General features: G+C 68.0%; 20 protein-coding genes. 1 reads left to right on the forward strand and 19 read right to left on the reverse strand.

From position 1 onward, the window contains the following. Positions 1-51: 51 nt before the first annotated feature. On the reverse strand, positions 52-867 hold the full coding sequence (locus tag OG326_RS32555; protein ID WP_327140954.1) for a carboxymuconolactone decarboxylase family protein: 816 nt from the start codon (positions 865-867) through the stop codon (positions 52-54). A gap of 118 nt (positions 868-985) precedes the next feature. On the opposite strand from OG326_RS32555, the gene OG326_RS32560 reads away from it, so the two are divergent. Further along, on the forward strand, positions 986-1,564 hold the full coding sequence (locus OG326_RS32560) for a TetR/AcrR family transcriptional regulator (RefSeq protein WP_327140955.1): 579 nt from the start codon (positions 986-988) through the stop codon (positions 1,562-1,564). A 56-nt stretch (positions 1,565-1,620) separates the two neighbouring features. Here the strand turns inward: OG326_RS32560 and ileS are convergent, their stop codons facing one another. From ileS to OG326_RS32650, 18 genes are all read right to left on the reverse strand, one after another. Further along, a complete protein-coding gene (gene ileS, locus OG326_RS32565) occupies positions 1,621-4,776 on the reverse strand; it encodes an isoleucine--tRNA ligase (protein ID WP_327140956.1) in 3,156 nt (1,051 codons plus the stop codon). 305 nt (positions 4,777-5,081) lie between these two features. After that, positions 5,082-5,285: a hypothetical protein gene (locus OG326_RS32570; RefSeq protein WP_327146645.1), complete on the reverse strand. Its 204-nt coding sequence runs from the start codon at positions 5,283-5,285 to the stop codon at positions 5,082-5,084. A gap of 87 nt (positions 5,286-5,372) precedes the next feature. Then, positions 5,373-6,191 carry a DivIVA-like cell division protein Wag31 gene (gene wag31, locus OG326_RS32575; protein ID WP_327140957.1) on the reverse strand — a complete coding sequence of 273 codons (819 nt, stop codon included), beginning with the start codon at positions 6,189-6,191 and terminating at the stop codon, positions 5,373-5,375. A gap of 73 nt (positions 6,192-6,264) precedes the next feature. Next, on the reverse strand, positions 6,265-6,567 hold the full coding sequence (locus OG326_RS32580; protein WP_327140958.1) for a YggT family protein: 303 nt from the start codon (positions 6,565-6,567) through the stop codon (positions 6,265-6,267). A 296-nt stretch (positions 6,568-6,863) separates the two neighbouring features. Beyond that, positions 6,864-7,673 carry a cell division protein SepF gene (locus OG326_RS32585; RefSeq protein WP_327140959.1) on the reverse strand — a complete coding sequence of 270 codons (810 nt, stop codon included), beginning with the start codon at positions 7,671-7,673 and terminating at the stop codon, positions 6,864-6,866. 104 nt (positions 7,674-7,777) lie between these two features. Beyond that, positions 7,778-8,572 carry a YggS family pyridoxal phosphate-dependent enzyme gene (locus OG326_RS32590; RefSeq protein ID WP_327140960.1) on the reverse strand — a complete coding sequence of 265 codons (795 nt, stop codon included), beginning with the start codon at positions 8,570-8,572 and terminating at the stop codon, positions 7,778-7,780. Then, on the reverse strand, positions 8,569-9,309 hold the full coding sequence (pgeF, locus tag OG326_RS32595) for a peptidoglycan editing factor PgeF (RefSeq protein ID WP_327140961.1): 741 nt from the start codon (positions 9,307-9,309) through the stop codon (positions 8,569-8,571). Before pgeF ends, OG326_RS32590 begins: the two co-directional genes overlap by 4 nt. 293 nt (positions 9,310-9,602) lie before the next feature. Beyond that, positions 9,603-10,877 carry a cell division protein FtsZ gene (ftsZ, locus tag OG326_RS32600; RefSeq protein ID WP_327140962.1) on the reverse strand — a complete coding sequence of 425 codons (1,275 nt, stop codon included), beginning with the start codon at positions 10,875-10,877 and terminating at the stop codon, positions 9,603-9,605. Positions 10,878-11,198: 321 nt separating this feature from the next. Continuing rightward, positions 11,199-12,038, reverse strand: a complete 840-nt coding sequence (locus tag OG326_RS32605; RefSeq protein WP_327140963.1) for a cell division protein FtsQ/DivIB — start codon at positions 12,036-12,038, stop codon at positions 11,199-11,201. Between the two features lie 4 nt (positions 12,039-12,042). Beyond that, the gene (gene murC / locus OG326_RS32610; RefSeq protein ID WP_327146646.1) at positions 12,043-13,488 is read right to left on the reverse strand and encodes a UDP-N-acetylmuramate--L-alanine ligase; all 1,446 of its coding nucleotides are present in this window, start codon (positions 13,486-13,488) and stop codon (positions 12,043-12,045) included. Between the two features lie 70 nt (positions 13,489-13,558). Then, a complete protein-coding gene (gene murG, locus OG326_RS32615; protein ID WP_327140964.1) occupies positions 13,559-14,689 on the reverse strand; it encodes an undecaprenyldiphospho-muramoylpentapeptide beta-N-acetylglucosaminyltransferase in 1,131 nt (376 codons plus the stop codon). Continuing rightward, positions 14,686-16,227, reverse strand: a complete 1,542-nt coding sequence (gene ftsW / locus OG326_RS32620; RefSeq protein ID WP_327140965.1) for a putative lipid II flippase FtsW — start codon at positions 16,225-16,227, stop codon at positions 14,686-14,688. Before ftsW ends, murG begins: the two co-directional genes overlap by 4 nt. Beyond that, entirely contained in the window at positions 16,224-17,666 is a 1,443-nt protein-coding gene (gene murD, locus OG326_RS32625; RefSeq protein WP_327146647.1) for a UDP-N-acetylmuramoyl-L-alanine--D-glutamate ligase, read from the reverse strand. The genes ftsW and murD overlap by 4 nt, the downstream gene beginning before the upstream one ends. 46 nt (positions 17,667-17,712) lie before the next feature. Beyond that, complete coding sequence (gene mraY / locus OG326_RS32630) at positions 17,713-18,789, reverse strand: phospho-N-acetylmuramoyl-pentapeptide-transferase (RefSeq protein WP_297610214.1); 1,077 nt, start codon at positions 18,787-18,789, stop codon at positions 17,713-17,715. Continuing rightward, entirely contained in the window at positions 18,786-20,315 is a 1,530-nt protein-coding gene (locus OG326_RS32635) for a UDP-N-acetylmuramoyl-tripeptide--D-alanyl-D-alanine ligase (protein WP_327140966.1), read from the reverse strand. The genes mraY and OG326_RS32635 overlap by 4 nt, the downstream gene beginning before the upstream one ends. Beyond that, a complete protein-coding gene (locus OG326_RS32640; RefSeq protein ID WP_327140967.1) occupies positions 20,312-21,931 on the reverse strand; it encodes a UDP-N-acetylmuramoyl-L-alanyl-D-glutamate--2,6-diaminopimelate ligase in 1,620 nt (539 codons plus the stop codon). The genes OG326_RS32635 and OG326_RS32640 overlap by 4 nt, the downstream gene beginning before the upstream one ends. 166 nt (positions 21,932-22,097) lie before the next feature. Continuing rightward, complete coding sequence (locus tag OG326_RS32645) at positions 22,098-23,900, reverse strand: peptidoglycan D,D-transpeptidase FtsI family protein (protein WP_327146648.1); 1,803 nt, start codon at positions 23,898-23,900, stop codon at positions 22,098-22,100. Positions 23,901-24,031: 131 nt separating this feature from the next. Continuing rightward, positions 24,032-24,694, reverse strand: a complete 663-nt coding sequence (locus OG326_RS32650) for a hypothetical protein (protein ID WP_442790856.1) — start codon at positions 24,692-24,694, stop codon at positions 24,032-24,034. Positions 24,695-24,816 lie beyond the last annotated feature (122 nt).

Below are 24,816 nucleotides of genomic sequence, written 5' to 3' on the forward strand. Positions count from 1 at the left end.
CGGGCGAGTCGCGAGACCCACGTCACTCCGCCCTGCTACGAGGGCCCGGAATCAGTGCTCGTCGCGAGCCGCGAAAACCTCCCGGGCGGCGGTGACGGCATTGAGCGCGGCCGGAAATCCGCCGTAGCCCGCCATCTGGGTGATGACCTCCACGGCCTCCTCGCGGGTGCCGCCGACATTCAGCAGCCCGTGCAGGTGCACCCGCAGCTGCGGAGCGGCATTGCCCATGACGGTGCAGGCCGCGACGGTCGCGAGTTCGCGGGTCTTCAGATCCAGCCCACGGCGCGAATAGACATCGGCGAAGGCGAATTCGACCAGGTAGCGGGCCAGGTCGGGGGCGATGTCCGACAGCGTTTCGAAGATGTGATCGGCGGCGTCGCCGTCGACCTCGGCGAGTTTCGCCAGTCCGCGCTCATAGCGCTGCCGCGTGGTCTCGTCGGGGCGAATCTCGCTGTCGCCCAGCGGACTTCCGGCCTCGGGGCGATCGGCGAAGGCAGCGCGGGCGACGGTCAGCCCGTTCAGCGTCGCCGGGAAGCCGGCGTACAGGCCGATATGAACGATGGTCTCCACCACCTCGGCCGGGGTGACGCCGACGGTGAGTGCGCCGTCGATGTGGAAGCGCAGCTGCGGGGCGGCCGTGCCCAGTGCGGTCAGGGCGGCGATATTGATGATCTGCCGCTGCGGCAGGGTCAGACCCGGGCGCGAGTAGATATCGCCGTAGCCGAATTCGACGACATAGCGGCCCAGATCGGGGGCGATATCGGCGAGGCTGTTCACCACTGCCCGGCCGTTCGGGCCGCCGACCTGATCCAGCACCGCGAGGCCACGGTCGTAGCGGATGTCGGAGGTCTCGGGAGAGGCGTTCATGCGAGGCTTCTTTCAGGCGGCGGTGGCGAGACGGTCCGTCTCGTCTCAGTACGCTAGGCGGCCGCTACACCCCTGTCAAGACGAGACGTACCGTCTCGTTGTGCGCTACGCTGGGCGCGTGACTCCACCGAATCCGGAACTCCGCAATCCGCGCTCACACCGGGCGATCCTGGATTCGACCTTCGAACTGGCCGTCAGCAAGGGCTACGGCAAGCTCACCGTCGAGGCCATCGCCACTGCGGCCGGGGTGGGCAAGCAGACCATCTACCGGTGGTGGCCGTCCAAGGGCGCCATCGCGCTGGACGCGATCAACGAGCGCATGGGCCACCTCACCGACTTCCCCGATACCGGGGATATCGAGGCGGATCTGCGCAGTCAGACCACCGCGCTGGCCGGACTGCTCAGCAGCGATATCGGCATCGTCTACCGCGGGGTCATCGCCGAGGCGCAGAGCGATCCGCACCTGGCGGCCAATGTGCGCGACGCGATCGTCGGGCCGCGGTCGAAGCTGTGCCGGGACCGGCTCGAAAGAGCCGTCACCGCAGGACAACTGCGCGGTGACATCCCCACGCGCGCCATGGTGCAGCTGCTGTACGGGCCGCTGTACTACCGGTTCCTGCTCGGCACCGACGACGTCCAGGACGCACCGGAGCTGGTGGGCTACATCCTGGCCGGACTGCGGACGCACGACAGCTGAGATGACGAAGGGGCGAGGCCGCTGTGGCCCCGCCCCTTCGCGTTCGGATCGGTCGGTCAGGCCTTGGTCACGGAAACCTTGACGCCGCCGACGATTTCGGCGGCGTCCGCGCCCGCATCCCCGAAAGTCAGGGTGGTGGCGAGGATTTCACCGGCGATCAGCTCGCGGTGGGTCTGCGCCCACTCCTGACGGTCGGCCGGAACGTCGAGGACCACGGTGATGCGGTCGGAGACATCCAGGCCATTGGACTTGCGGGTCTCCTGCAGATCGCGGATGAGGTCGCGGGCCCAGCCCTCGGCCTCCAGCTCCTCGGTGACCACCGAATTGAGCACCACCAGACCGGCATTGCCGGGCAGGGCGGCGGTGGATTCGGGTTCGGCGGCGACCAGGCGCTGGGTGTACTCCTCCGGCAGCAGCGTGATGCCGGCGGCGGTGACGGTGCCGTCGGCGGCCTCGCTCCACTCCCCCGCCTTGACCGCCTTGATGACCGCCTGCACCTGCTTGCCGATGCGCGGACCGGCGGCACGGGCGTTCACCACGAGTTCGAAGCGGCCGTGCGCGGCCACATCGGTGGTGAGGTCGACCTTCTTGACGTTCACCTCATCGGCGATCAGCTCGGCGAAGGGGCGCAGGCGTTCGGCGTCCTCGGCGGCGACCGTCAGCTCCGAAAGCGGCAGGCGCACACGCAGATTCTGCGCCTTGCGCTGGCCGAGCACCGTCGAGCAGACCGTACGCACCTCGTCCATGGCCGAGACCAGCTCGGGATCGGCGGGCAGATCGCTCGCACTCGGCCAATCGGTCAGGTGCACCGAACGCTCACCGGTGAGGCCACGCCAGATGACCTCGGTGAGCAGCGGCAGCAGCGGAGCGGCCAGACGCGTGGCGACCTCCAGCACGGTGTGCAGGGTGTCGATGGCGTCGCGGTCCTCCTCCCAGAAGCGCGAACGCGACCGGCGCACATACCAATTCGTCAGCGCATCGGCGAAGGAGCGGAATTCCTCTGCCGCGGTCGAGATGTCGTAGACCTCGAACGCATCGGTCATGACATCGCGGGTGTGCGCCAGCTTGGCCAGGATGTAGCGATCGAGCACATTCGCCGAATCCGTGCGCCACACACCGGGAGTCGAGGCGTACAGCTGCAGGAAGGTCCACGCGTTCCACAGCGGCCGCAGCGCATGGCTGACACCCTCGCGGATACCCCGCTCGGTGACGATGAGATTGCCGCCGCGCAGGATCGGCGAGGCCATCAGGAACCAGCGCATGGCATCGGCGCCGTCGCGGTCGAAGACCTCGTTGACGTCCGGATAGTTGCCCTTGGACTTGGACATCTTCAGGCCGTCGTCGCCGAGCACGATGCCGTGCGCCACTACCGATTTGACCGCCGGGCGATCGAAGAGCGCGGTCGAGAGCACGTGCAGGTTGTAGAACCAGCCCTTGGTCTGACCGTTGTACTCGACGACGAAATCGCCGGGGCTGTGCGCGGCTGCCGCGGCGGTGCCCTCGAACCACTCCTTGTTCTCGAACGGGTAGTGCACCTGCGCGTACGGCATGGAACCGGATTCGAACCAGCAGTCGAGCACCTCGGGCACCCGCCGCATCATCGACTTCCCGGTCGGGTCATCGGGATTCGGGCGGACCAGCTCATCGATGTTCGGCCGGTGCAGATCGGCCGGGCGCGCACCGAAGTCGCGCTCGAGCGCATCCAGCGAACCGTACACATCGACGCGCGGGTACTCCGGATCGTCCGACATCCACACCGGGATCGGCGCGCCCCAGTAGCGATTACGGCTGATGTTCCAGTCGCGCGCGTTCTCCAGCCACTTGCCGAACTGGCCGTCGCGCAGGTGCTCGGGAGTCCAGCTGATCTCCTTGTTGAGCTCGAGCATGCGGTCGCGGAACTTGGTGACCGCCACGAACCAGGACGGCACCGCCATATAGATCAGCGGCTGACCGGAGCGCCAGCTGTGCGGGTAGGAGTGCTCGATGGTCTCGTGCCGCAACAGCTTTCCGGCGGCCTTGAGGTCCTTGATGATGACCGGGTTGGCGTCGAAGACCATGAGGCCCTGGTACGGCGGCACCATGGAGGTGAACTTGCCGCCCGCATCGAGGGGCTGCACGATCTGGATGCCGTTGGCGGTGGCGACATCCATATCCTCCTCACCGAAGGCCGGCGCGAGATGCACGATGCCGGTGCCGGAGTCGGTGGTGACGTAGTCGGCATTGAGCACGCGGTGCGCGTTCGGATGACCGGCGAAGAAGTCGAACGGCGGGTGGTAGTGCAGATCCGCCAGCGCCGCGCCGGAGTGCTCGGACAGCACCTCGGGCTCCTCGCCGAATTCGCGGGTGTAGTGCGAGACCCGTTCGGCGGCAAGCAGGTACCGCTTCCCGTCCTGCGCGCGCAGGTGCACGTAGGTGACGTCCGGATGCACGGCGATGGCGAGGTTGGACGGCAGCGTCCACGGCGTGGTGGTCCAGATCAGCGCGTTCGCGCCGTCCAGCACGTGCAGCGGGTGCTCCGCGGGCACCGACAGCAGCATGTCGACGGTGACCGCCGGGTCCTGGCGCATGCGATACGAATCATCGAGGCGCGCCTCCTGATTCGACAGCGGCGTCTGCTCGTACCAGCTGTAGGGCAGCACCCGGAAGCCCTGATAGATCAAACCCTTGTCGTGCAAGGACTTGAACGCCCACATGACCGATTCCATGAAGTCGAGGTCGAGGGTTTTGTAGTCGTTGTCGAAGTCGACCCAACGTGCCTGACGCGTCACATAGGAGCGCCACTCGTTCGTGTAGCGAAGAACCGAAGTTTTGCACGCGGCATTGAATTCCGCGAGACCCATGGCATCGATCTGTGATTTGTCCGTGATACCGAGCTGCTTCTCCGCTTCGATTTCCGCGGGCAAACCATGAGTGTCCCAGCCGAAACGCCGTTCGACCTTCTTCCCGCGCATGGTCTGAAAGCGCGGGATCAAATCCTTGACATATCCGGTCAGCAGATGACCGTAATGCGGCAACCCATTGGCGAAGGGCGGACCGTCGTAGAAGACGAATTCCTCTGCATCGGAACGATTCTCGATGCTGGCCCGGAAGGTGTCATCGGCGGCCCAGTAGTCCAGCACGCGCTGCTCGAGCTCGGGGAAGGACACCTGACCCGAGGAAGCGCCCAGGTCGGCGCGGGGGTAGGCGTTGGGTGTGGGATTCTCGCCGGACATCTCGGCGTCAGCTCCTCCGTGCCAGTGGGCCTGCGTGCAGACCCCGGTGGGCACGGGGGCGACGCCGGCGCTGGTGCGCCGATACCGCGGTACCACCCCGCTTGCCCGGCTGCTGCCCGATATCGCGGCAGGGCCGAACCACTCATTGCGAGCTGTGACGGGCTCACCCGTTCGGTTCTACTGAGCGCGAACGCCGTTCTTCCGAAGACTCCCCGGTGATGGCCGGATCGACGCCGTGAAACTACTTCGAGTCTAACCGGGTCGGTCCAGCGGATATTTCTGGGCTCGACCACCGGCTCTGCCCGTCAATGCCGGGCGTGGCGCCCACCGGGCCGCGATTGCGCGTCGTCGGGATCCTCACGGAAGGAAAGCGCGCTGACCAGCAGCAGCACCGCACCGAGCACGCACACGATAATGCAGGCCCACGCCCAGACCACCGAACCGGTGGTCAGTGCGGTCACCAGCAGGCCGAAACCGACGGCTGCCAGGGCCAATGTCATCACGAGCATGGTCACCACCCCCTCGTATGGAAACGGTGGCGGCGCCGCACAACCCGATCGACGGGTAGCGCAGCACCAGTGGCCGTGCCGACGACTCTACTTGCCGCCCTTGAGGAGTGCTCCGTTGCCGGAGGCGTTGTCGCTGAACTCGCCACCATCGACCGGGACCGCGGAACCACGGTTCTCGAGCTCCTCCAGCTGCGATTCCAGGTAGGACTTCAGGCGCACACGGTATTCGCGCTCGAAGGTCTTGAGCTGCTCGATCCGGCTCTCCAGCACGCTGCGCTGCTGCGTGATGGTGGCCATGATCTCGGTGTGCTTGCGCTCGGCATCGGCCTGCAGGGCGTCGGCCTTCTCCTTGGCCTGGCGCAGCTGGCTGTCCGAACGGGTCTGCGCGTCCGAGAGCATGGCTTCAGCCTTCTGACGGGCGTCGGCGACCATGGCCTCGGAACGGGTGCGGGCATCGCCGACCAGTCGCTCCGAATTCGCTCTGGCATTGGCGAGCAGCTGCTCTGCCTCGGTCTTCGCGTCCGAGGTGAGGCGATCGGCCATCTCCTGTGCGAGCGAGAGCACCTTGGCTGCCTGCAGATTCGCGTCCGCACTGGGCGCGACCGGCGGGGCTACCGGCGCGGCGACCGGCATGGGGGCGGGCGGCGGCGGAGCGGCCTTGACCGGCTCGGGCACGACCGGCGCCTTCACGGCATTGACCGGACCGCGATTCTTCTTGGCGTCAGCCAATTCCGCGTCCAACTCAGCAACACGCTGGCGAAGGTCCGCGTTCTCCTCGATGAGGCGTGAGAGCTCCTGCTCGATCAGGTCGAGGAAGGCATCAACTTCATCCTCGTTGTAGCCGCGCTTCCCGATCGGTGGTTTGCTGAACGCGACGTTGTGCACATCGGCAGGGGTCAGCGGCATGGAACGATCCCTTCACGCTTCGTTGGAGATCTAGCGGTAGATCTGGCAAGCATTACTTCTTCCGGCCATTCTGTCACACCTGAGCTAACGACTGCCCCTGCTGGCCCGTGATCGTCATCAAGATGAAGACGATGAAAAGCAGGACCATTATCGACAGATCGAGCCTAATTCCCCCAAGATTCACTGGGGGTATCAAACGCCTCAGGAGTTTCACCGGAGGGTCTGTGATCGTGAAGATCGCCTCGAGGACGATCACGACGAACCCGGTGGGCCGCCAGTCCCGCGCGAAACTGCGAATGAACTCGACGATGACTCGGCTGATCAGCAGGAGCCAGAAGAGGAACAGCAGGAGGTTCAACACCTGGAACAGGGCCACGACGTTCACTCTGCCTCAGAAACGGTGACGCGCAAAATAGGAACACCGGTCGGACCGGTCACAGTGTGGTTGTGGCGCAAGTGCGGCGAGCACCCTGATTCCGGTCGCGCCACCCGGCCCCCGAGAGTCAAGCCCCGTGAATATCAGGGCGACACAGCTCAACTCACATGTACGCGGGCCGCCCGGAGTGGGACCGGGTGGAGCAGCAGAGCGACGCGGAGGAGCAAGCGGTAGGACCGGGTCATCAAGGCCGCGAACCGCCACGAGGGGGCGGAGGCGGGTCGAACAGGAGCTACTTACTTCTGGTTGTAGTAGCCGTTTTCGGCCAGCTTGCGGCGCTCCTCGGCGGAAACATCCACGTCGGCGGGGGAAAGCAGGAAGACCTTGGTGGCGACCTTGTCGAAGGAGCCACGCAGCGCGAAGGCCAGACCGGCCGCGAAATCCACCAGGCGGCGGGCATCGCTGTTGCTCATCTCCACCAGATCCATGATCACCGGGGTCCCGTCGCGGAAACGCTCGCCGATGATGGCGGCTTCGGCGTAGGTGCGCGGGCGCAATGTGGTGATCTTGGACAAGGGGCCTCCGTCATTGAAGATCGCGGACGGACGCGGCGGCTGCTGTTCCAGCCGGCGCTCTTCCATTCGCAGCTCTTCCATGCGCCGCTCGGCCTCCGGGTCCACGGCGAGGGCGCCGCGGGTGGTGCCGCGCACCATGGACGCACCGCCGCCGCCACCCATGGATCCGCCCATGGACCGGGTGCGGCTGGACGGGGCGGTGTCGATGCGGGTGGGGCGGCGCGGCGCCTCGTAGCGGTCGCGGTCGCGGTCGTCCGCGTATTCGTCGGAGTACTCGTCACGGCGCGAGGTGGCGCTGTAGGCGGGCTTGTACGGCGCCTTGTAGGGCGGCGGCTCCGAGGCGTACCCGGGCTCGTCGTCGTAGCGCTCGTGCTCGTACCGGTCGTAATCGCGCTCGGTGTAAGGCCGGGGCCGGCGCGGGGCACGTTCGTCGGTGGCGCCGCGGGGACCGCGGTCCTCGACGTAGTCGTCTTCGTAGTCCTCGAGCGGAACCATGCCGAAGTACGCCTTGAACTTGTGCAGCGTGCTCATCTGGTCGACCTTCCTTCGGCCCCGGTTGGCCTGGGGTGTTGTCCTGCTCAGTCCTCGTCCGACACCAAGCATATGTTTCATATGTGACTGATGAGGTTTCTTTGCTACGCCGAGGTTATCGGTCGAGCGCCCATCAAAGCGGTACCGACACGCACGCAGGTGGATCCGTGGCGGATTGCAGCCTCCAAATCACTTGACATGCCCGCCGACAGCTCGCTGGCCTGGGGATGTGCCGACAAAAGTGAAGCGTGCATACGGGCGAGTCGCTCGAACGCGTCGTCCGGATCGGCGTCCAGCGGCGGGATCGCCATCAGGCCTGCCAGCTGCAGTGATGCCGATTTTTCGAGCTGATCGGCGAGGTCGAGCATGGCAGTGTCCGAGACACCTCCGCGGGTGGGGTCGGCATCCAGGCTGACCTGAATCAGCACGCGCAGCGGGGCACTGCGCTCCCCCGTTTCCAGGGCCGCGCGGACCCCGGCGTCAAGGGTGGTGACCAAGCGGTCGCTATCGACCGAATAGACCGTATTTGCCCAGGTGGCAACGGATTTCGCCTTGTTCCGCTGCAGTCTGCCGATGAATTCCCAGCGCACTTGCGACAGATGGCGCAGTTGCGCCACCTTGTCCGAAGCCTCTTGTTCGCGCGATTCACCGAACTCGCGCAGTCCCAGACCATAGAGGATCTCGATATCCGAGGCCGGGTGAAACTTGGTGACCGGGAGCAGCCGCACGGTGTCGCGGGCACGTCCGCAGGCCTCGCACGCTGCATCGATGCGTGTATTCAGCGCGGCGAGCGCCGCCGACAATTGCGCGACCCGATCAGGTGCGGATGTGAGTCCGGCCGCACCCGCGGCGACGGCGGACCCCGCAGAATTGCTTGCCGCGCCCAGGTTTTCGGTCATTCTTCGATTCCCTCCGATGACATCCAAATCACACCGGCGAGTCGTCCCGTCGGCGCGCCGCGCCGGTGGCTGAACAGTGCTTTGTCCTCGATGGTGCAGCGCGGGTCCATGGCGACACCGCTCACGCCCGCCTCCAGCAATTGCCGCCGGAGCCCGGCACGCAGATCCAGGCCGGGGGTGCCCCGGACAGTTGTGGTGGCGCTGCCGGGCAGATGCTTCTCCACATCGGCGCGCATGGCCGCGGGCACCTCGTACTGGCGACCGCTTGCGGCCGGACCCAGGAAGGCGCCGATCCGTTCCACGCGCGCGCCCACCGACACCATCGCCTCGAGCACCTTCGGCACGATCCCGATGCGCGCGCCGATACGCCCCGCGTGCACGGCGGCGATCACCCCCGCCTCGTCATCGGACAGCAGCACCGGCACACAGTCGGCGCTCAGTGTCACCAGCGCCAGATCGCGCCGAGTCGTCACCAGCGCATCCGTGGCAGGCACCGCCTCCGGGCGCGGCCCGTCCACGATCTCGACAGTGCGGGAGTGGATCTGTTCCATCCAGACGAGGTTCTCCGGCGGCAGCCCGAGACTCTTCGCGAGCCGAACCCGATTGCGCCGCACCGCCTCCGGATCGTCCCCCACATGATCACCGAGATTGAACGAGTCGTACGGCGCCTGTGAGAACCCGCCCGCCCTCGACGTCACCACCCGCCTGGTCCGAAAAGTCTGCGCAGTCGAAGTCATGAACCCCAGGGTAGTAGCCACCAACAGGCAACCAGCCCGCCTCCCCGAACCTTCAGCGCCCGGCCGGGTGCCGTTCGGAATCATGCACGCGTGGCGCCGGTTATGTGCGACACCGATTTTGGGGGTACCCCGGGAGTTACCCAGATCTCACGAGATCAGTAGTTGCGTCACTGACGATGTGGGTGCAATCACCGGAGAAGGCTCGAACGTGCCCCGGTTCGGGAGCCCGCACAGCCGAAAGCCCGCAACGCGGAGTCGCGTTGCGGGCTTTCGATGGCAGTCGCGGAGGGTATCTACCTGCGCATGAAGGAGGGGACGTCGACGTCATCGTCGTCGGCATCCGGGGGCTGGATGTGGGTGCGGTTGTTGTGCGCGACCGTGGGATCGACCGAGGGGCGCGGGGATTCGTAGGAGGGGGCGGGGCCGCGGCCCGAGGAGGGCGGGGTCTGGGCGACGGGGACCGGGGCCGGCTCCTGGCGCACCGGGGCCGCCGGTTCGGGGGCGCGCGCGCTGGTGAATTCGCTGGCGCGAGTCACCTCTCCCGCGGAGGCACGGGCCGTGCCGAAGGAGGAAGAGGTGGTGCCGGTGCGACCTACCGCGGGCTCGATGCGGCGGGCGGGGCCGCTACCGTCAAAACCCGCGGCGATCACCGTCACTCGTACCTCGTCGCCGAGGGAGTCGTCGATGACCGTTCCGAAAATAATATTGGCCTCGATGTGCGCGGCCTCCTGCACCAGCGAGGCGGCCTCGTTGATCTCGAACAGTCCGAGATCGGAGCCGCCCGCGATCGAGAGCAGCACACCGTGCGCGCCGTCCATGGATGCCTCGAGCAGTGGCGAATTGATCGCCGACTCGGCGGCCTTCACCGAGCGGCCCTCACCGCGGGCCGAGCCGATGCCCATGAGGGCACTGCCCGCACCGGACATGACGGACTTGACGTCCGCGAAGTCGACATTGATCAGACCCGGGGTGGTGATCAGATCGGTAATGCCCTGAACACCGTTGAGCAGCACCTCATCCGCCGAGCGGAAGGCGTCCATGAGGCTCACCGCCGCATCGCCCAGCTGCAGCAGCCGGTCGTTGGGGATGACGATGAGGGTGTCGCAGGATTCGCGCAGCGCCTGGATGCCCGCCTCGGCCTGATTGCTGCGGCGCTTGCCCTCGAACGAGAAGGGCCGCGTCACAACGCCGATGGTGAGCGCGCCCAGCTTGCGGGCGATCCCGGCCACGACGGGTGCGCCACCGGTTCCGGTGCCACCACCTTCACCGGCGGTGACGAAGACCATGTCGGCGCCCTTGAGCACCTCTTCGATCTCGTCCTTGTGGTCCTCGGCGGCCTTGCGGCCGACCTCGGGATCGGCGCCGGCGCCCAGACCGCGGGTGAGTTCGCGGCCGACATCGAGTTTGACGTCCGCATCACTCATCAGCAGCGCCTGCGCGTCGGTGTTGACCGCGATGAACTCGACTCCCTTGAGTCCCTGTTCGATCATCCGGTTGACGGCATTCACGCCGCCGCCGCCGATACCGACGACCTTGATCACCGCAAGGTAGTTGTGCGGGGGCGTCATGGGCTCTCGCCTTCCTTAGATCCAAAAAGCTTGTCGTCTAACAGATGCTCGCCGTACGCCGGGCCGGTGATCTCGGGTTGATAAACCCTCAACCATAGCTTTAGCCTTATGTCAAGTATCCGACTGGGCCGAAACGGTATTCGCAGCCACCGCAATACGTGCGCAGGCGCGCCGAAACGAGGATCAGAATCTTGTGTGATCCACCTCGTTCGACCCACCAGGCATCGTATCTTGGACGGTTGCCCTCCGGAGCCAGGATGGGCTCCGACGGTGACACTCCGGCAAGCCACCCGAAAATTCCGGCGGCCCAATGGGTGTCGCTCACTTTACCGTGGCCAGATTCGGACTCGAAACATCGAACACGTTGCCGGGCTGGGTGAGCAGCGGGACGGCCACCGCCGCCTTCCGCTGCGAATCGCCCGCCCCTCCCCACAGCACGGTACGCCCATCCCGCAACTGGAGAGCAATATCCGAAACCGAGCGGGCCACAACCTGTCCCACGCCGAGGCTCGGCGGGACGGCGGACATGACCTCCACTGCCGCCTTGGTCACCGGATCGTTACCGCCCGGATGGTCGGTCACCAGTTTGGGCGCGGTGTCCGGAGGCGGTTCGATCGCGAATTCCACACTGTCGGAATCGAGCAGGTGCGGTCCGTCCGGAGCGTCGAAGAACAGCACGGGAACCCGCTCGACCACGGTCACCTGCACGCTGGACGGGAATTCGCGCTGCACCCGCACGCTGCGCACCTTGGGCAGCTGCGCCACCCGCTGGGCCATGGCGGTGGTGTCGAGCCGCATCATGGACAACCCGTCGGGCACCTGGAGTGCGTCCAGCACTTGGGCTTCCGGCACCGCGTGCAGACCGTCGATCTTGACCGAGCGCACCGAGAAGATCGGTGAGAACCAGGCCGTGAGGGCCAGTGCGATCAGCAGGACGACACCCGCCGCCGCGCCGATGCGGACCCGCCGGGACTGCCAGGCCTGCCGCAGCCGGGAATCACCGTCGTGGCCGGCGAACCGGCTGCCGCGGGTCCGGCCGCGCCGCAGTCGAGCGCGCCGGGCAGCGGCCCGCGCGGCCGAATCATCGTCGGCTGGAGCGTTATCGGAGCGGTCGTCGCCGGTCCGATCGGTGACGCTGCCCTCTCCCCCACCCGAACGCATACGCTCACCGCCCGTGCGAGGGTCGTGCGCGCAGCCCGTCGAGAATCTGGCCGCCCAGCATGGTCACATCGCCCGCGCCCATGGTGATCACCACATCGCCGGGCCGCGCGAGGGCTGCCACCTGGCGGCCCACCCGCGACATATCCGGCTGGTAGTGCACGGGTTTGGTGACGGCATTGGCCACCAGCGCACCGTTCACCCCGGGTAGCGGCTCTTCCCGCGCACCGTACACATCGAGCACCACGACCTCGTCCGCGAGCGACAGCGCGGTGCCGAACTCGGTCGCGAAAGTGGCGGTGCGGCTGTACAAGTGCGGCTGGAAGACCACGATGACCCGGCCCGGGCGCGAGCGGGCGCCGTCGCGGGCCTCCTGCGCCACCAGCTCCGCGGCGGCGCTCAGCACCGCGCGCACCTCGGTCGGATGGTGGGCGTAGTCGTCGAAGACGCGCACGCCGTTCTCCCGGCCCGTGAGCTGGAAGCGCCGGTGCACACCGCCGAAACCCTCCAGGCCCTGGATGATTTCGCCCATATCGGCGCCGGCGGCGCGGGCGGCCAGCAGCGCGCCCAGCGCGTTCAGCGCCATATGGCGACCGGGCACCGAGAGCCGCAGGGTGCGGGCGGCCGGTTCGTCGGAGAGCTGGAAGACCGCGACACCGCCGATATCGCGCGGCTCCCAGGACAGCAGCTGTGCGCCGATGGTCAGTCCGGGGGCGGTGAAATCGCCCGAGCCGTAACCGATCACCTCGATACCGCGCGGATTGTCGCCGAGCCGCGCGAGGGTGCGCTGGGCCAGGCCGAGCGAACCCGCGTCGTCGAGGCAGACGATCAGCTGGCCGCCGGGCTGCAGGCGGTCCGCGAAATCGTCGAAGACCTGGGTGTAGGCCTCATCGGTGCCGAAGTAGTCCAGGTGGTCGGATTCGATATTGGTGACCACCGCGACATCCGGTGCGTACTGCAGCAGCGAGGCGTCGCTCTCATCGGCCTCGGCCACGAAGATGCCGCCGGTGCCGTGGTGGGCATTGGTGCCCGATTCGTTCAGTTCGCCGCCGACCGCGAAGGACGGGTCCGCGCCGGTGTGCTGCAGCGCCACCACCAGCATGGACGTGGTGGAGGTCTTACCGTGGGTGCCGGAGACCAGCAGGGTCTTGTGGCCCTGCATGAGCTCGGCCAGCACCGCCGGGCGCAGCAGCACCGGCAGACCGCGCCGATGTGCTTCCACCAGTTCGGGATTGGTCTTGGGAATGGCGGCGTAGGTGGTCACCACGGCGGTCGGGCCGCCGGGCAGCAGGTCCAGGGCTCCGGCGTCGTGGCCGATGCGCACCTGGGCGCCGCGGGCCCGCAGCGCGAGCACGCCCCGGCTCTCCTTGGCGTCCGAACCGGACACCATGCCGCCGCGCGAGAGCAGGATCCGCGCGATGCCGGACATCCCGGCGCCGCCGATGCCGATCATGTGCACCCGCTGCAGCAGTTCGGGTAGGTCCGTCTCCTGTTCGACGATCACGTTTCGGTTGTCCGCTGCTTCACTCACGACCTGCCACCTCCCACACAATGCGCGCAACCTCGTCCGCGGCGTCCCGATGCCCGGCGCCGGCCGCCGCGCGGCCCATGGCCGTCAGCCGATCGGAATCCAGCAGCAGCGGTATCACCTCGTCGATCACGTATTTCGGAGTCAGCTCCGCGTCCGCCACGATTCTGCCACCGCCCGCGGCGACCACCGGCCGCGCATTGAGTTCCTGCTCCCCATTGCCGTGCGGCAGCGGCACATAGAAGGCGGGCAGGCCGACCGCGGACACCTCGGCGACCGTCATGGCGCCGGAGCGGCAGACGACGGCGTCGGCGGCCGCGTAGGCCAGGGCCATCTGCGACAGGTACGGCACCGCAACGTATTTCGCGGGTTCGTGCAGTCCGGCGAGGGTCAGGGTGTTCTTGGGGCCGTGCGCGTGCAGCACCGAGATACCGGCGGCGGTCAGCTGCGGCGCGGCGGCCGAGACCGCCTCGTTCAGGCTGCGCGCACCCTGTGAACCGCCGAATACCAGCAGCACCGGTCCGTCGGCGGGCAGCCCGAAGTGCGTGCGCGCCTCGGCCCGCAGCGCCGCCCGGTTCAGCAGGGTGATGGCCGAGCGCACCGGAATGCCCACCACCTCGGCATCGGCGCGACCGCGCGAGCGCACACCCGAGTTCGGCGCCGCCGCCAGCACTCTCGCCGCCACCCGGGCGCCGATCTTATTGGCGATCCCGGCCATGACATTGGCCTCGTGCACCACCACCGGAACCTTGCGGCGACGCGTGATCCCGCGTCCGGCGGCCAGATACGCGGGCAGCGCCACATACCCGCCGAAGCCGACGATCACATCCGCCTGCACCGTGTCGATGACCTCGCGGGTGCGGCGCACCGAGGCCAGTACCCGGCCGGGCAGTCGCAGCAGATCGGCGGTGGGCTTGCGCGGCAGGGGAACCGGCGGAATCAACTCCAGCGGATAACCGCGCTCGGGGACCAGCTCGGTCTCCAGGCCGCGGTGGGTGCCCAGCGCCGTCACCCGGATGGCCGGATCCCGTCGCCGCAGCGCGTCGGCCACCGCCAGTGCGGGTTCGATATGCCCTGCGGTGCCACCGCCCGCCACGATCACCGAGAGCGGCCGCTCCACTGTCACCTCGAATGTCCCCTGTCCCTATCGTGTTTCGTCGGATAGCTGGGCTCCCAGGCCCGTGTGCTGCGCCACGATTCGGTGGAGCGGCTGGTGCGCCTGGCGGTATCGGAATCTACGGACCGCCGCGCCGCCGCATCACCGCCACCCCGGCCGCGGCCGCTCGGAGGCAGAGCGCGGCGCTGCGGGGCGGCCTTGACGCCCGCCTTGGGCTTGGGTTTCGGTTTGGGCTTCTTGCGCGCCCGGGCGGCCTGCGCCCGTGCGGGCGAATACATTTCGGGCACCGGCAACCGCAGCAGCCGGCTGAAGCGCCCGTCCTGTCCGGCCTGCAGCGCCGCCACCGCCTCCGGTTCGTGCCGGGCGGCATTGGCGATGATGCCGAACATGAGCAGTGTGATGGCCAGTGAGGAACCACCCGCCGAGACCAGCGGCAGCTGCAGACCGGTCACCGGCAGCAGGCCCACCACATAGCCGACATTGATGAACGCCTGCCCGGTGATCCAGGTGGTGGCCGAACCGGTCAGCAGCCGGATGAACGGGTCCGCCGATCGGGTCGCGATGCGCAGACCGGCGTACACGAACAGCGCGAAAAGGCCCAGCACCAAGGCACATCCGAGGAATCCGAGCTCCTCGCCGATGATCGCGAAGATGAAGTCGTTGTGCGCGTTGGGCAGATAGCTCCACTTGGCGCGGGACTGGCCGAGGCCGCGGCCCCAGATACCGCCGTCCGCAAGGGAGTACTTGGCCTGGCGGGCCTGATAGCCGATGCCCTGCGGATCACTGCCGGGGCTGAAGAACGCGCGCATGCGGTCCGAGCGGTAACCCGCCGACAGCGCCAGCACGCCGGCGGCCACACCGCCCGACACCGCGATGGTGACGAACATGCGCAGCGGCAGCCCGCCGAACCACAGCAGCGAGGTGAGCACGATGCCCAGCGCGATGGTGGTGGACAGGTTCGGCTCCAGCACGACCAGGAAACACACCAGCAGGCCCGCGGGGACCAGCGGCATGAGCAGGTCCTTGTATCCGGCCTTCTCGGTCTGCCGTGAGGCCAGCAGATGCGAACCCCACACCACCAGTGTCACCTTGGCGATCTCGGACGGCTGCACCGAGACCACGCCGAGGTCGAACCAGCGCTGCGAACCCTGCACCTTGGTGCCGATGCCGGGAATCAGCACCAGCACCAGCAGCAGCACCGACAGCGCGAAGACCGGGAACGACAGCCGCCGCATCACCCGCATCGGAATCCGCAGCGCGATATAGAACAGCACCGCGCCGAACGCCGCCATCGCCACCTGCAGCATGAACAGCGAATACGCGGACTTACCGTCGGCATAGGACTCCACGCTGGAGGCGGAGAGCACCATGACGAGGCCGAGCAGGGTGAGCAGTATCGCGATCGCGACCACCAGGTGGAACGAGGCGAGCGGGCGGGCCAGCCAGGCCACGAACCACGCGGCCCGAGGTGCGTCCTTGGCCTGCCGCGGCGCCTCTTTCGCGACCGACCGCGATGCTTCCTTCGCGGCCCGCCGCGGTGCCGTCATTCCGTTCTCCCGATGTCCTTTTCGTCCAGGGCCTGCACCGCTGCCGCGAAACTTCGCCCACGATGCGTGTAGTCGGCGAACATATCCAGAGAAGCCGCCGCCGGAGCCAGCAGCACGGTGTCGCCGCGGGTGGCATACCCTGCGGCCACGCGAACCGCGCGGGCCATCACCGCTTCGGGTTCGACTTCGGCGAAGGGGTCACCCATCCCTGCATCGTCCCCCGAATTCAGCTCCACCACGGGGACATCCGGGGCGTGTCGCGCCAGTGCGGCGGCGATCACCGCGGCGTCCGCGCCGAAAACCACGGCGGCGACAAGCAGTTCACGCACCTCTTCGACGAGGTCCTCGACGCTGGCGCCCTTGAGCTGACCGCCCGCCACCCAGATCACCGACTGGTGCGCCATGATCGAGGAGCGCGCGGCATGCGGGTTGGTGGCCTTGGAATCGTCGACGAATTCGACACCGCACAGTTCCCGCACGAAGGCGGCGCGATGCGGGCCCACCTTGTGCTCCTGCAGGCCCTCCTTCACGAACTGCGGAGCCACATCGATGGATCGGGTGAGCGCGGCCGCCGCGAGCGCGTCGGCCACACCGGCCGGGCCCTGCGGGCTGATATCGCCCACCTCGGCCAGGATGGCGGCCTTGGTGAAGGCGCGATCGAGGAGTTTGCCGTCCACCACACCGAGTTCACCGTCGGCGGGAACACCGATGCGGAAGCCGACGGTGCGGCGCGCCTTGGACTTTCGCGCCAGCGCGGCGGCGACCTGATCATCCAGGCCGACCACGCCGACCCGTCCGGTGAGCGCGCGCGCCTTGGCCGCCGCGTAGGCGTCCAGGCCGCCGTGCCAATCCAGGTGATCCTCGGCCACATTCAGCACCACACCGGCCTCGGGTCGCACCGACGGCGCCCAGTGCAGTTGGAACGAGGACAGTTCCACCGCGAGCACCTGCGGACCGGGACTGCGCCGCAGCGCATCCAGAATGGGCAGGCCGATATTGCCGCACGCCACACTGGGAATGCCCGCGGCGCGCAGAATCGAATGCGTCATCTGCGTGGTGGTGGTCTTGCCGTTGGTGCCGGTCACCACCAGCCACTTGCGCACCGGGCCGTAGATGCGGGCCTGATCGACCCACCAGGCGAACTCGACATCGCCCCACACCGGAATGCCCTCGGTGACAGCCGAAGCCAGCACCGGGGAATCCGGCCGCCAGCCCGGGCTGGTGATCACCAGCGCGAACCGCTGCAGCGCATCGGGTTCCAGGAGATCGGCGGACGTGGCTGTCGCCACACCGAGTTCGGCGGCCTCGGCCAGCGCCTTGGCGCCGCCGTCGGTGACGACCGGCCGGGCGCCGATGTCCTGGAGCGGCTCGACCAGCGAGCGCCCCGACACCCCCCAGCCGGCGACGAGAACGTCACGACCACGCAGGAATTCGAGCATGGGGCCCGGCGAGCGCAGGACCCTCGGAGAATGTTCGACCATCAGTTCACCCGACCGCAGAGAGGTAATCGCTGTAGAACAGGCCCAGACCGATCGCCGACGCCATGCCGGCCAGCAACCAGAACCGTATGATCACCGTCGTTTCCGCCCACCCGCTCAATTCGAAGTGGTGATGGAACGGCGCCATCTTGAACAATCGGTTCCGCGTGGTGCGGAACACCGCCACCTGCAGGATCACCGAGGCCGCCTCGGCGACGAAGAGCGCGCCGATGACGATCATCAGCAGTTCGGTGCGGGTGGTGATGGACAGGCCCGCGAGCAGACCGCCCAGCGCCAGCGAACCGGTATCACCCATGAAGATCTTGGCGGGCGCGGCATTCCACCACAGGAACCCGATGCAGGCCGCACCACCGGCGGCACACACCAGGGCTAGATCCAGTGGGTCACGCACGTTGTAGCAGCCCGCCTCCGGATGGGTGGAGCAGGCATTGCGCCACTGCCAGAAGGTGATGATCATGTACGCGCCCAGCACCAGGCTGATGGAACCGGCCGCGAGACCGTCCAGGCCGTCGGTCAGGTTCACCGCATTGGACCAGGCCACCACGATCAGCGAGACGAACGCCAGGAAGATCACCACGCCCATGGACACCGTGGTGATGTCGCGGGTGTAGGACAGGTGCCGGCTGGCGGGCGTCAAACCGTTGGCGCCCTTGAACTGCAGCGCCAGCACACCGAAGATGATCGCCGAGGCCAGCTGGCCGATGTACTTGCCCGCGGCGGTGAGGCCGAGGTTGCGCTGCTTGCGCAGTTTGATCATGTCGTCCAGGAAGCCGACCGCGCCGAGCGCGGTCGCCAGGCCCATGACGAGCAGACCGGACGCGGACGGTCCGGGTTCGCCGTAGCTCATCGAGATCAGGTGCGAGCCCAGGTAACCGGCCCACATGCCGATGATGATGGCGACGCCGCCCATGGTGGGGGTGCCGCGCTTGGCCTTGTGGCTCTCCGGGCCGTCGACCCGGATCTCCTGGCCGAAGCCCTGTTTGGCGAACCAGCTGATCACCGCGGGCGTCAGCAGAATGGAGACGGCGAGGGCGATGGCCGCCGACAGCAGAATCTGGGTCATTGCGCGGCCTCCTGCTGTGTCTGCGAAGGCTGCTCCGCGGCGGCGAGCAGATGCTCTGCCACCGTCCAGAGCCCCACCGACTTCGAGGCCTTCACCAGCACCACATCACCCGATTCGAGTTCGGCATCGAGGATTTCGATGGCGGTCTCGAGATCGGGAACCAGGATCGACTCCGCACCCCACGAACCTTCCATCACCGCTCCCTGATGCATGCCGTGCGAGGGCCGCCCGGTGCCGACCACTATGAGCCGGTCCACGTCCAACCGCACCACGAGCCGGCCGATGCGGTCGTGCTCGATCACCGAATCATCGCCCAGCTCGCCCATTTCGCCGAGCACGGCCCAGCTGCGGCGGCGGCCGACCTCGCGGCCCTGCCCGTCGGCGCCGGCCGAGCGCGCCATGGTGACGAGCGCCTTGAGGGCCGCGCGCACCGAATCCGGGTTGGCGTTGTAGGAGTCGTTGATGACGGTCACGCCGTCGGGCCGGGTGCGCACATCCATGCGGCGGACCGAGGCCGCGTTCGCACCTTCGAGCGCGCGGGCCACGGTCGCCAGATCGGCGCCGTGATTGAGCGCCACCGCGGCGGCCGAAAGGGCATTGCCGACCTGATGCTCACCGTGCACCGCGAGCCGCACCGGAACGCTGTCGCCGTTGTGGTGCAACGTGAATCGCGCCCGCGCCTGCTCGTCCATGGTGACGTCGGTGGCGCGCACATCGGCATTCGAATTCGCGCCGACGGTCACCACCCGGGCCTGCGTGCGCCCGGCCATCGCGGCGACCAGGCGGTCGTCGAGGTTCAGCACCGCCAGGCCGGAGGCCGGAAGCGCTTCCACGAGTTCGCCTTTGGTCTGGGCGATGACTTCCTGGCTGCCGAATTCGCCGAGGTGCGCGGTGCCGATATTGAGCACCACACCGACATTCGGCGGGGCGATCTCGGTGAGCGCCTTGATATGTCCGGGTCCGCGCGCGGAGAGCTCGAGGACCAGGAAGCGGGTGTTCGCGTCGGCGCGCAGAGCCGTCCAGGGATGGCCGAGTTCGTTGTTGAAGGAACCGGGGGGCGCCACGACCTCGCCCAGCGGGGCCAGCACCGCCGCGAGCAGATCCTTGGTGGAGGTCTTGCCGGAGGAGCCGGTCACACCCACCACGGTGAGGTTGCCGGTGGCCGCCAGCCGGTCCACGCTCGCGCGGGCCAGCTTGGCGAGGGCCTCGAGTACGGCGGCGCCGGAACCGTCGGTGTCGTACGCCAGCGCGATGGCACGGCTGGCGTGCGGCTGGGGCGCGACCACAATGGCCGGAACTCCCACCGGTCGCGCGGCCAGTACGGCGACCGCACCCGCGGCCACCGCCCGGGCCGCAAAGTCGTGTCCGTCGGTGTGCTCTCCCGGCAGCGCCAGGAACAGATCACCGGAAGAGATTCGGCGCGAATCGAATTCGGCCGCTCCGGTGACCGATACGTCGGGGTCGGGGATATCGTGCAGCGTTCCGCCCACGATCTCCGCGATCTCCCGCAAAGTCATCTCGATCATGAATGCGTCAGGTCCCTCGTCCTTCGCGACAAGGCCGCCGCGAGCACCTCGCGGTCGTCGAACGGATACTTCACTCCCGAAATCTCCTGCCCTGTCTCATGTCCCTTGCCCGCGATCAGCACCACGTCGCCGGGGTTCGCCCAGTCGACGGCGGCGGCGATGGCGTCGGCCCGGTCCCCGACCTCCCGGACCTGTCCGCGTTCACCCGGCGGAACCTCATCGGCTCCCGCGCGGACAGCGGCGCGGATGGCCGCCGGATCCTCACTGCGTGGATTGTCGTCGGTAATGATCAGCAGATCGGCGCCGCGCGCCCCGGCCGCACCCATGAGCGGGCGCTTGCCGGCGTCGCGATCACCGCCGGCCCCGACCACCACCGCCAGTCGGCCCCCGTCCTGCTCGGCGAGCAGCGCACGCAGTGTCGCCACCACCGATTCGATGGCCGCGGGCTTGTGCGCGTAGTCGACCACGGCCAGGAAATCCTGGCCGCGTTCCACCCGCTGCATACGCCCGGGCACATCCACCTCGCCCAAAGCCGCTGCGGCACTGGCCACATCGGCGCCCGCCGCCGCGCACACCGCGAGCGCGAGCAGGCCGTTGGCGATGTTGTACGCGCCCGGAAGTCGCAGGCGCACCTCCAGATTCACACCGGGACCGGTGGCCTCGAACTGCTGTGAGGCCGCCGCCTGGGTGGCCGCACCGGCGATCCAGTCCGCGCCCACGCCGGGGCGGGTGGTCACGGTCACGATCTGCGGCTGCCCGTTCGCCATGGCCGCGACGGTGACATCGCCCGCCAGCCGGGTGCCCCATTCGTCATCGATGCAGAGCACCGCGGTGGCGGCGGGCACCACGGCCGAATCAGCGGGAACGAACAGGCGGCGCTTGGCCGCGTAGTAGTCCTCGAAATCGGCGTGGAAATCCAGGTGGTCCTGCGAAAGATTGGTGAACGCCCCGACCGCGAACCGCACCCCGTCCACCCGGCCCAGCGCGAGCGCATGGCTGGAGACCTCCATGACCACCGCCTGTACACCCTGCTCCACCATGACGGCGAACATGGCATGCAGCTGCGGGGCCTCGGGGGTGGTGAGCGCCGACGGCACCCGGACGCCGCCGATGCGGGTCTCGATGGTGCCGAGCAGCGCGGTCCGGAAACCGGCGGCCGCGAGACCCGCCTCCACCAGATACGCGGTGGTGGTTTTGCCCGAGGTGCCGGTGATGCCGATGATGCGCAGCGTGCGCGAGGGATCACCGTAGAGCGCCGAGGACAGCGCGCCGAGCACCGAACGCGGCGCCTCGTGCACGAGCACCGGAACATCGATCGCGCCGATGAGCTCCGCGCCCGCCGGATCGGTGAAGATGGCGACCGCGCCGCGCTCCACCGCCGCCCGGGCGAACCGAGCGCCGTGCGCATGCGTACCGGCCAGACCCGCGAACAGATCACCCGGCAGCACCGCATTCGAGCGCTGCTCGATACCGGTCAGCTGGACCTGCGACTCGGCGCCGGTGAGCATTCCGGCCGAACCTGCCGAGCGCGCGCCCGTCAATTCCGCCACCGTGCGCAGGGTGGTCACCGGCGGTGCGGCGGGCCGAATTACCTGCGGGCTGGACTGCGCGGGCACGAAGCTCCTCTCCGGGATGTGGTCATAGTGAAATCCGACGGTGGGACTCGGATCGACGAGTCAGGTTACCTGTGTTCGAAAGCCGCGCGATCGGCACGGCGCAGTTCGGTCACCCGCCCGTGCACGCGCCGGGAGCGGTCTGCGTCACTGCCATCGTCTACCTGCTCTAACTCGCCTGCAGAATCAGTGGTTTGGCCGGTGGTGACGGCGGCACCCGATCACGCTGCAGGGCCCAGGACGCAATGCTGTGGAACAGCGGCGCGGCCGATCCGCCGCCGCTGCCGTCGGAGCTGCGGACGGGTGCGTCCAGCATCATCCCGATCACATAGCGCGGGTTGTCCGCGGGCGCCATACCGGCGAAGGTGATCCAGTAGCGGTCGTTCGAATAGCAGTGGCACTTCTGGTCGATCTGCTGCGCGGTACCGGTCTTGCCCGCCACCTGATACCCCTCGATGGCCGCCTGGGTTCCGGTGCCGGTCTGGTTGCCGCCCTGCGGATCCTTCTGCACGATCGCCTCGAACATCTGCCGCAGCGTCTGCGCCGTCTGCGGGCTGACCACCTTGACGCTGTCGGGCTGATCCTCTTCGGTGCGGGTGCCGTCCGGCGCGATCTTGGCCTTCACAATGCGCGGCGGAATCCGCACGCCGTCATTGGCGATGGCCTGGTACATCGAGGTCATCTGCAGGGTCGTCATCGAAAGTCCCTGGCCGATGGGCAGGTTCGCGAAGGTCGCGCCCGACCACTGATCCCGCGCGGGCAGCACGCCGGCGCTCTCACCGGGCAGGCCCACACCGGTGCGCTGGCCGATGCCGAACTTCTTGACCATGTCGTACCAGCGGTCCTCGCCGACCCGCTGCGCCAGCATGAGCGTGCCCACATTCGAGGACTTACCGAAGATTCCGGTGGTGGTGTACGGCGCGACGCCGTGCACCCAGGCGTCGTTCACGGTGACACCGCCGAGGCTGATGCTGCCCGGAACCTGATGCACCTCATCGGGAGTGGTGAGACCGTATTCGATGGCGGCGGCCGCGGTGACGATCTTGTTGACCGAACCCGGCTCGTACACCGACTGCACCGAGGGATTGCCCAGATCGGACTGCGACCAATACTGCGGGCCCAGTGCGGGATTGAAGGTGGCGTCATTGGCCATGGCCAGCACCTGGCCGGTGTGCGCGTCCAGCACGACCGCCGAGGCGGACTGCGCGCCCGACATATCCTTGGCCTGCTGCACCTGCTGCTGCACGTAGTACTGCAGATCCGAATCCAGGGTCAGCTCAACGCCGTAACCGTTCACGGCGGGCAGCCGGTCACGCCAGCTGCCGGGGATCACCGCGCCGTCGGAACCGCGGTCATAGGTCATGGAACCGTCCGAGCCCGCGAGGATCGCATCCATCGCCGACTCCAGGCCGATCTGCCCGTGCCCGTCCCAGCCGGTCGCGCCGATCATATTGGCGGCCAGCGAACCGCCCGGATACTCGCGCATGTCCTGGCGCTCGGTGCCGACCTCGGGGAACTGCAGACTGATATCGGCCGCCACCTGCGGGTCCACATTGCGCACCAGATAGGAGAACGGATCATCGCTGCGCAGCTTGGTCAGCAGATCCTTCTCCGGCGCGTCATTGCCCAGCTTCTGGTGAATGTATTTGGCAATGGCCTGCAGTCGGTCATCCGGATCCGGCGCCGACGGGTTCTTGGTATGCGCATCGGACAGCTCTTTGCGCACCTTCACGGGCTGGAACGTGAGCGCCTTCGCGGCAATGGTGAAGGCCAGCGATTTGCCGTAGCGGTCGGTGATCGGACCGCGGGTCGCGGGATCGGGCAGCTTCACCGTGCGCTGACTGGCCGCCTCCGCCGACAGGGTCGGCGCGGACCAGCTCTGAATCCACAGCAGTTGGGCGGCGGCCACCAGCAGCGCCAGCAGCATGACGAAACGGCCCACCCCGAACCGGAAGCGCGTCGAGGCGTCCATTCCGGGAGCGGCACGCGGCCGGGACGTGCGCCCCGGCCCGGAACCCGCACGGCCGGAGGCGGTTCGGCTCCGGCCGGTGGCCGCACGTCCCCGGCCGGAGTCACGACCGCCGCGTACCGCGCGGGAAAAACTCATCGAGGCGTTCCGTTCGGCGCGGCCTGCAGTGCAGGTGACTGCGGCGCCTGCGCCGTCGTCGGCGCGGTAGTGGTGGTGGGCGGATTGGGCGTCGTGGTGACCGGTACCAGCCGCTCACCCTGCGCCTGCACCAGCTTCGGCGGCTGCGCCACCGGCACCTGCGGCGTGGTGTTCAGCGGCGGGGCCGGGGAGCCCTGTGCGGGAATCGGATTGCCGATCACCGTCACCGAACCGTCCGGGGCCACCAGCAGGCGGGCCGGATCCTTGGCCGGGATCATGCCCAATTCCGCTGCGCGCGCGGCCAGTTCGGGCGCCGAATCGGCCGACTCGACCTCACGCTGCAGCGCCGCCCGCTCATCCGAGAGCTGCTGATTGACACGCCGGGCGTCACCGAGCTGGTAGCTGTCCTCGGTGGAACGGGTGGTCAGCAGCAGCGTGACGGCCAGACCGCAGCCCAGCAGCGCGATAATGGTGGCCACGAACGACATCCGGCCGCGCGGTACGGATTCGCCCGTGCGCCGCAGCAATTGCGGCAGCTCGGTGCGCTCGCGACTGCGACGGCGCGCGTAAGCGCGTTGCGCCGCACCCGATTTCACCTGCTCCGCCGCCTGCGCCCGCCGAGCCCCCCGGCCCGTCGCCTGCGCCCTGATCGTCGTCATAGGGCGGCCCCTTCGCACGCCGGGCGCACGTGTGACCTCCGAGCCTGAAACTTCGCTGTATATATGCGGGCGTGCGCGGAGCCCTCCGTGGTTACGCTCCGCTGCCGCCTCCGGGCTTGACC

Source organism: Nocardia sp. NBC_01327 (assembly GCF_035958815.1).
In the GTDB taxonomy this organism is placed as follows: Bacteria; Actinomycetota; Actinomycetes; order Mycobacteriales; family Mycobacteriaceae; genus Nocardia.

Excerpts from the sequence above, each read along its gene's own strand:
- OG326_RS32555 (WP_327140954.1), bottom strand. The coding sequence starts at position 867 with ATGAACGCCTCTCCCGAGACCTCCGACATCCGCTACGACCGTGGCCTC.
- ileS (WP_327140956.1), bottom strand. The coding sequence starts at position 4,776 with ATGTCCGGCGAGAATCCCACACCCAACGCCTACCCCCGCGCCGACCTG.
- OG326_RS32570 (WP_327146645.1), bottom strand. The coding sequence starts at position 5,285 with ATGCTCGTGATGACATTGGCCCTGGCAGCCGTCGGTTTCGGCCTGCTG.
- wag31 (WP_327140957.1), bottom strand. The coding sequence starts at position 6,191 with ATGCCGCTGACCCCTGCCGATGTGCACAACGTCGCGTTCAGCAAACCA.
- OG326_RS32585 (WP_327140959.1), bottom strand. The coding sequence starts at position 7,673 with ATGAGCACGCTGCACAAGTTCAAGGCGTACTTCGGCATGGTTCCGCTC.
- OG326_RS32590 (WP_327140960.1), bottom strand. The coding sequence starts at position 8,572 with ATGACCGAAAACCTGGGCGCGGCAAGCAATTCTGCGGGGTCCGCCGTC.
- pgeF (WP_327140961.1), bottom strand. The coding sequence starts at position 9,309 with ATGACTTCGACTGCGCAGACTTTTCGGACCAGGCGGGTGGTGACGTCG.
- ftsZ (WP_327140962.1), bottom strand. The coding sequence starts at position 10,877 with ATGACGCCCCCGCACAACTACCTTGCGGTGATCAAGGTCGTCGGTATC.
- OG326_RS32605 (WP_327140963.1), bottom strand. The coding sequence starts at position 12,038 with ATGCGTTCGGGTGGGGGAGAGGGCAGCGTCACCGATCGGACCGGCGAC.
- murC (WP_327146646.1), bottom strand. The coding sequence starts at position 13,488 with ATGATCGGCATCGGCGGCGCCGGGATGTCCGGCATCGCGCGGATCCTG.
- ftsW (WP_327140965.1), bottom strand. The coding sequence starts at position 16,227 with ATGACGGCACCGCGGCGGGCCGCGAAGGAAGCATCGCGGTCGGTCGCG.
- murD (WP_327146647.1), bottom strand. The coding sequence starts at position 17,666 with ATGCTCGAATTCCTGCGTGGTCGTGACGTTCTCGTCGCCGGCTGGGGG.
- mraY (WP_297610214.1), bottom strand. The coding sequence starts at position 18,789 with ATGACCCAGATTCTGCTGTCGGCGGCCATCGCCCTCGCCGTCTCCATT.
- OG326_RS32635 (WP_327140966.1), bottom strand. The coding sequence starts at position 20,315 with ATGATCGAGATGACTTTGCGGGAGATCGCGGAGATCGTGGGCGGAACG.
- OG326_RS32645 (WP_327146648.1), bottom strand. The coding sequence starts at position 23,900 with ATGGACGCCTCGACGCGCTTCCGGTTCGGGGTGGGCCGTTTCGTCATG.
- OG326_RS32650 (WP_442790856.1), bottom strand. The coding sequence starts at position 24,694 with ATGACGACGATCAGGGCGCAGGCGACGGGCCGGGGGGCTCGGCGGGCG.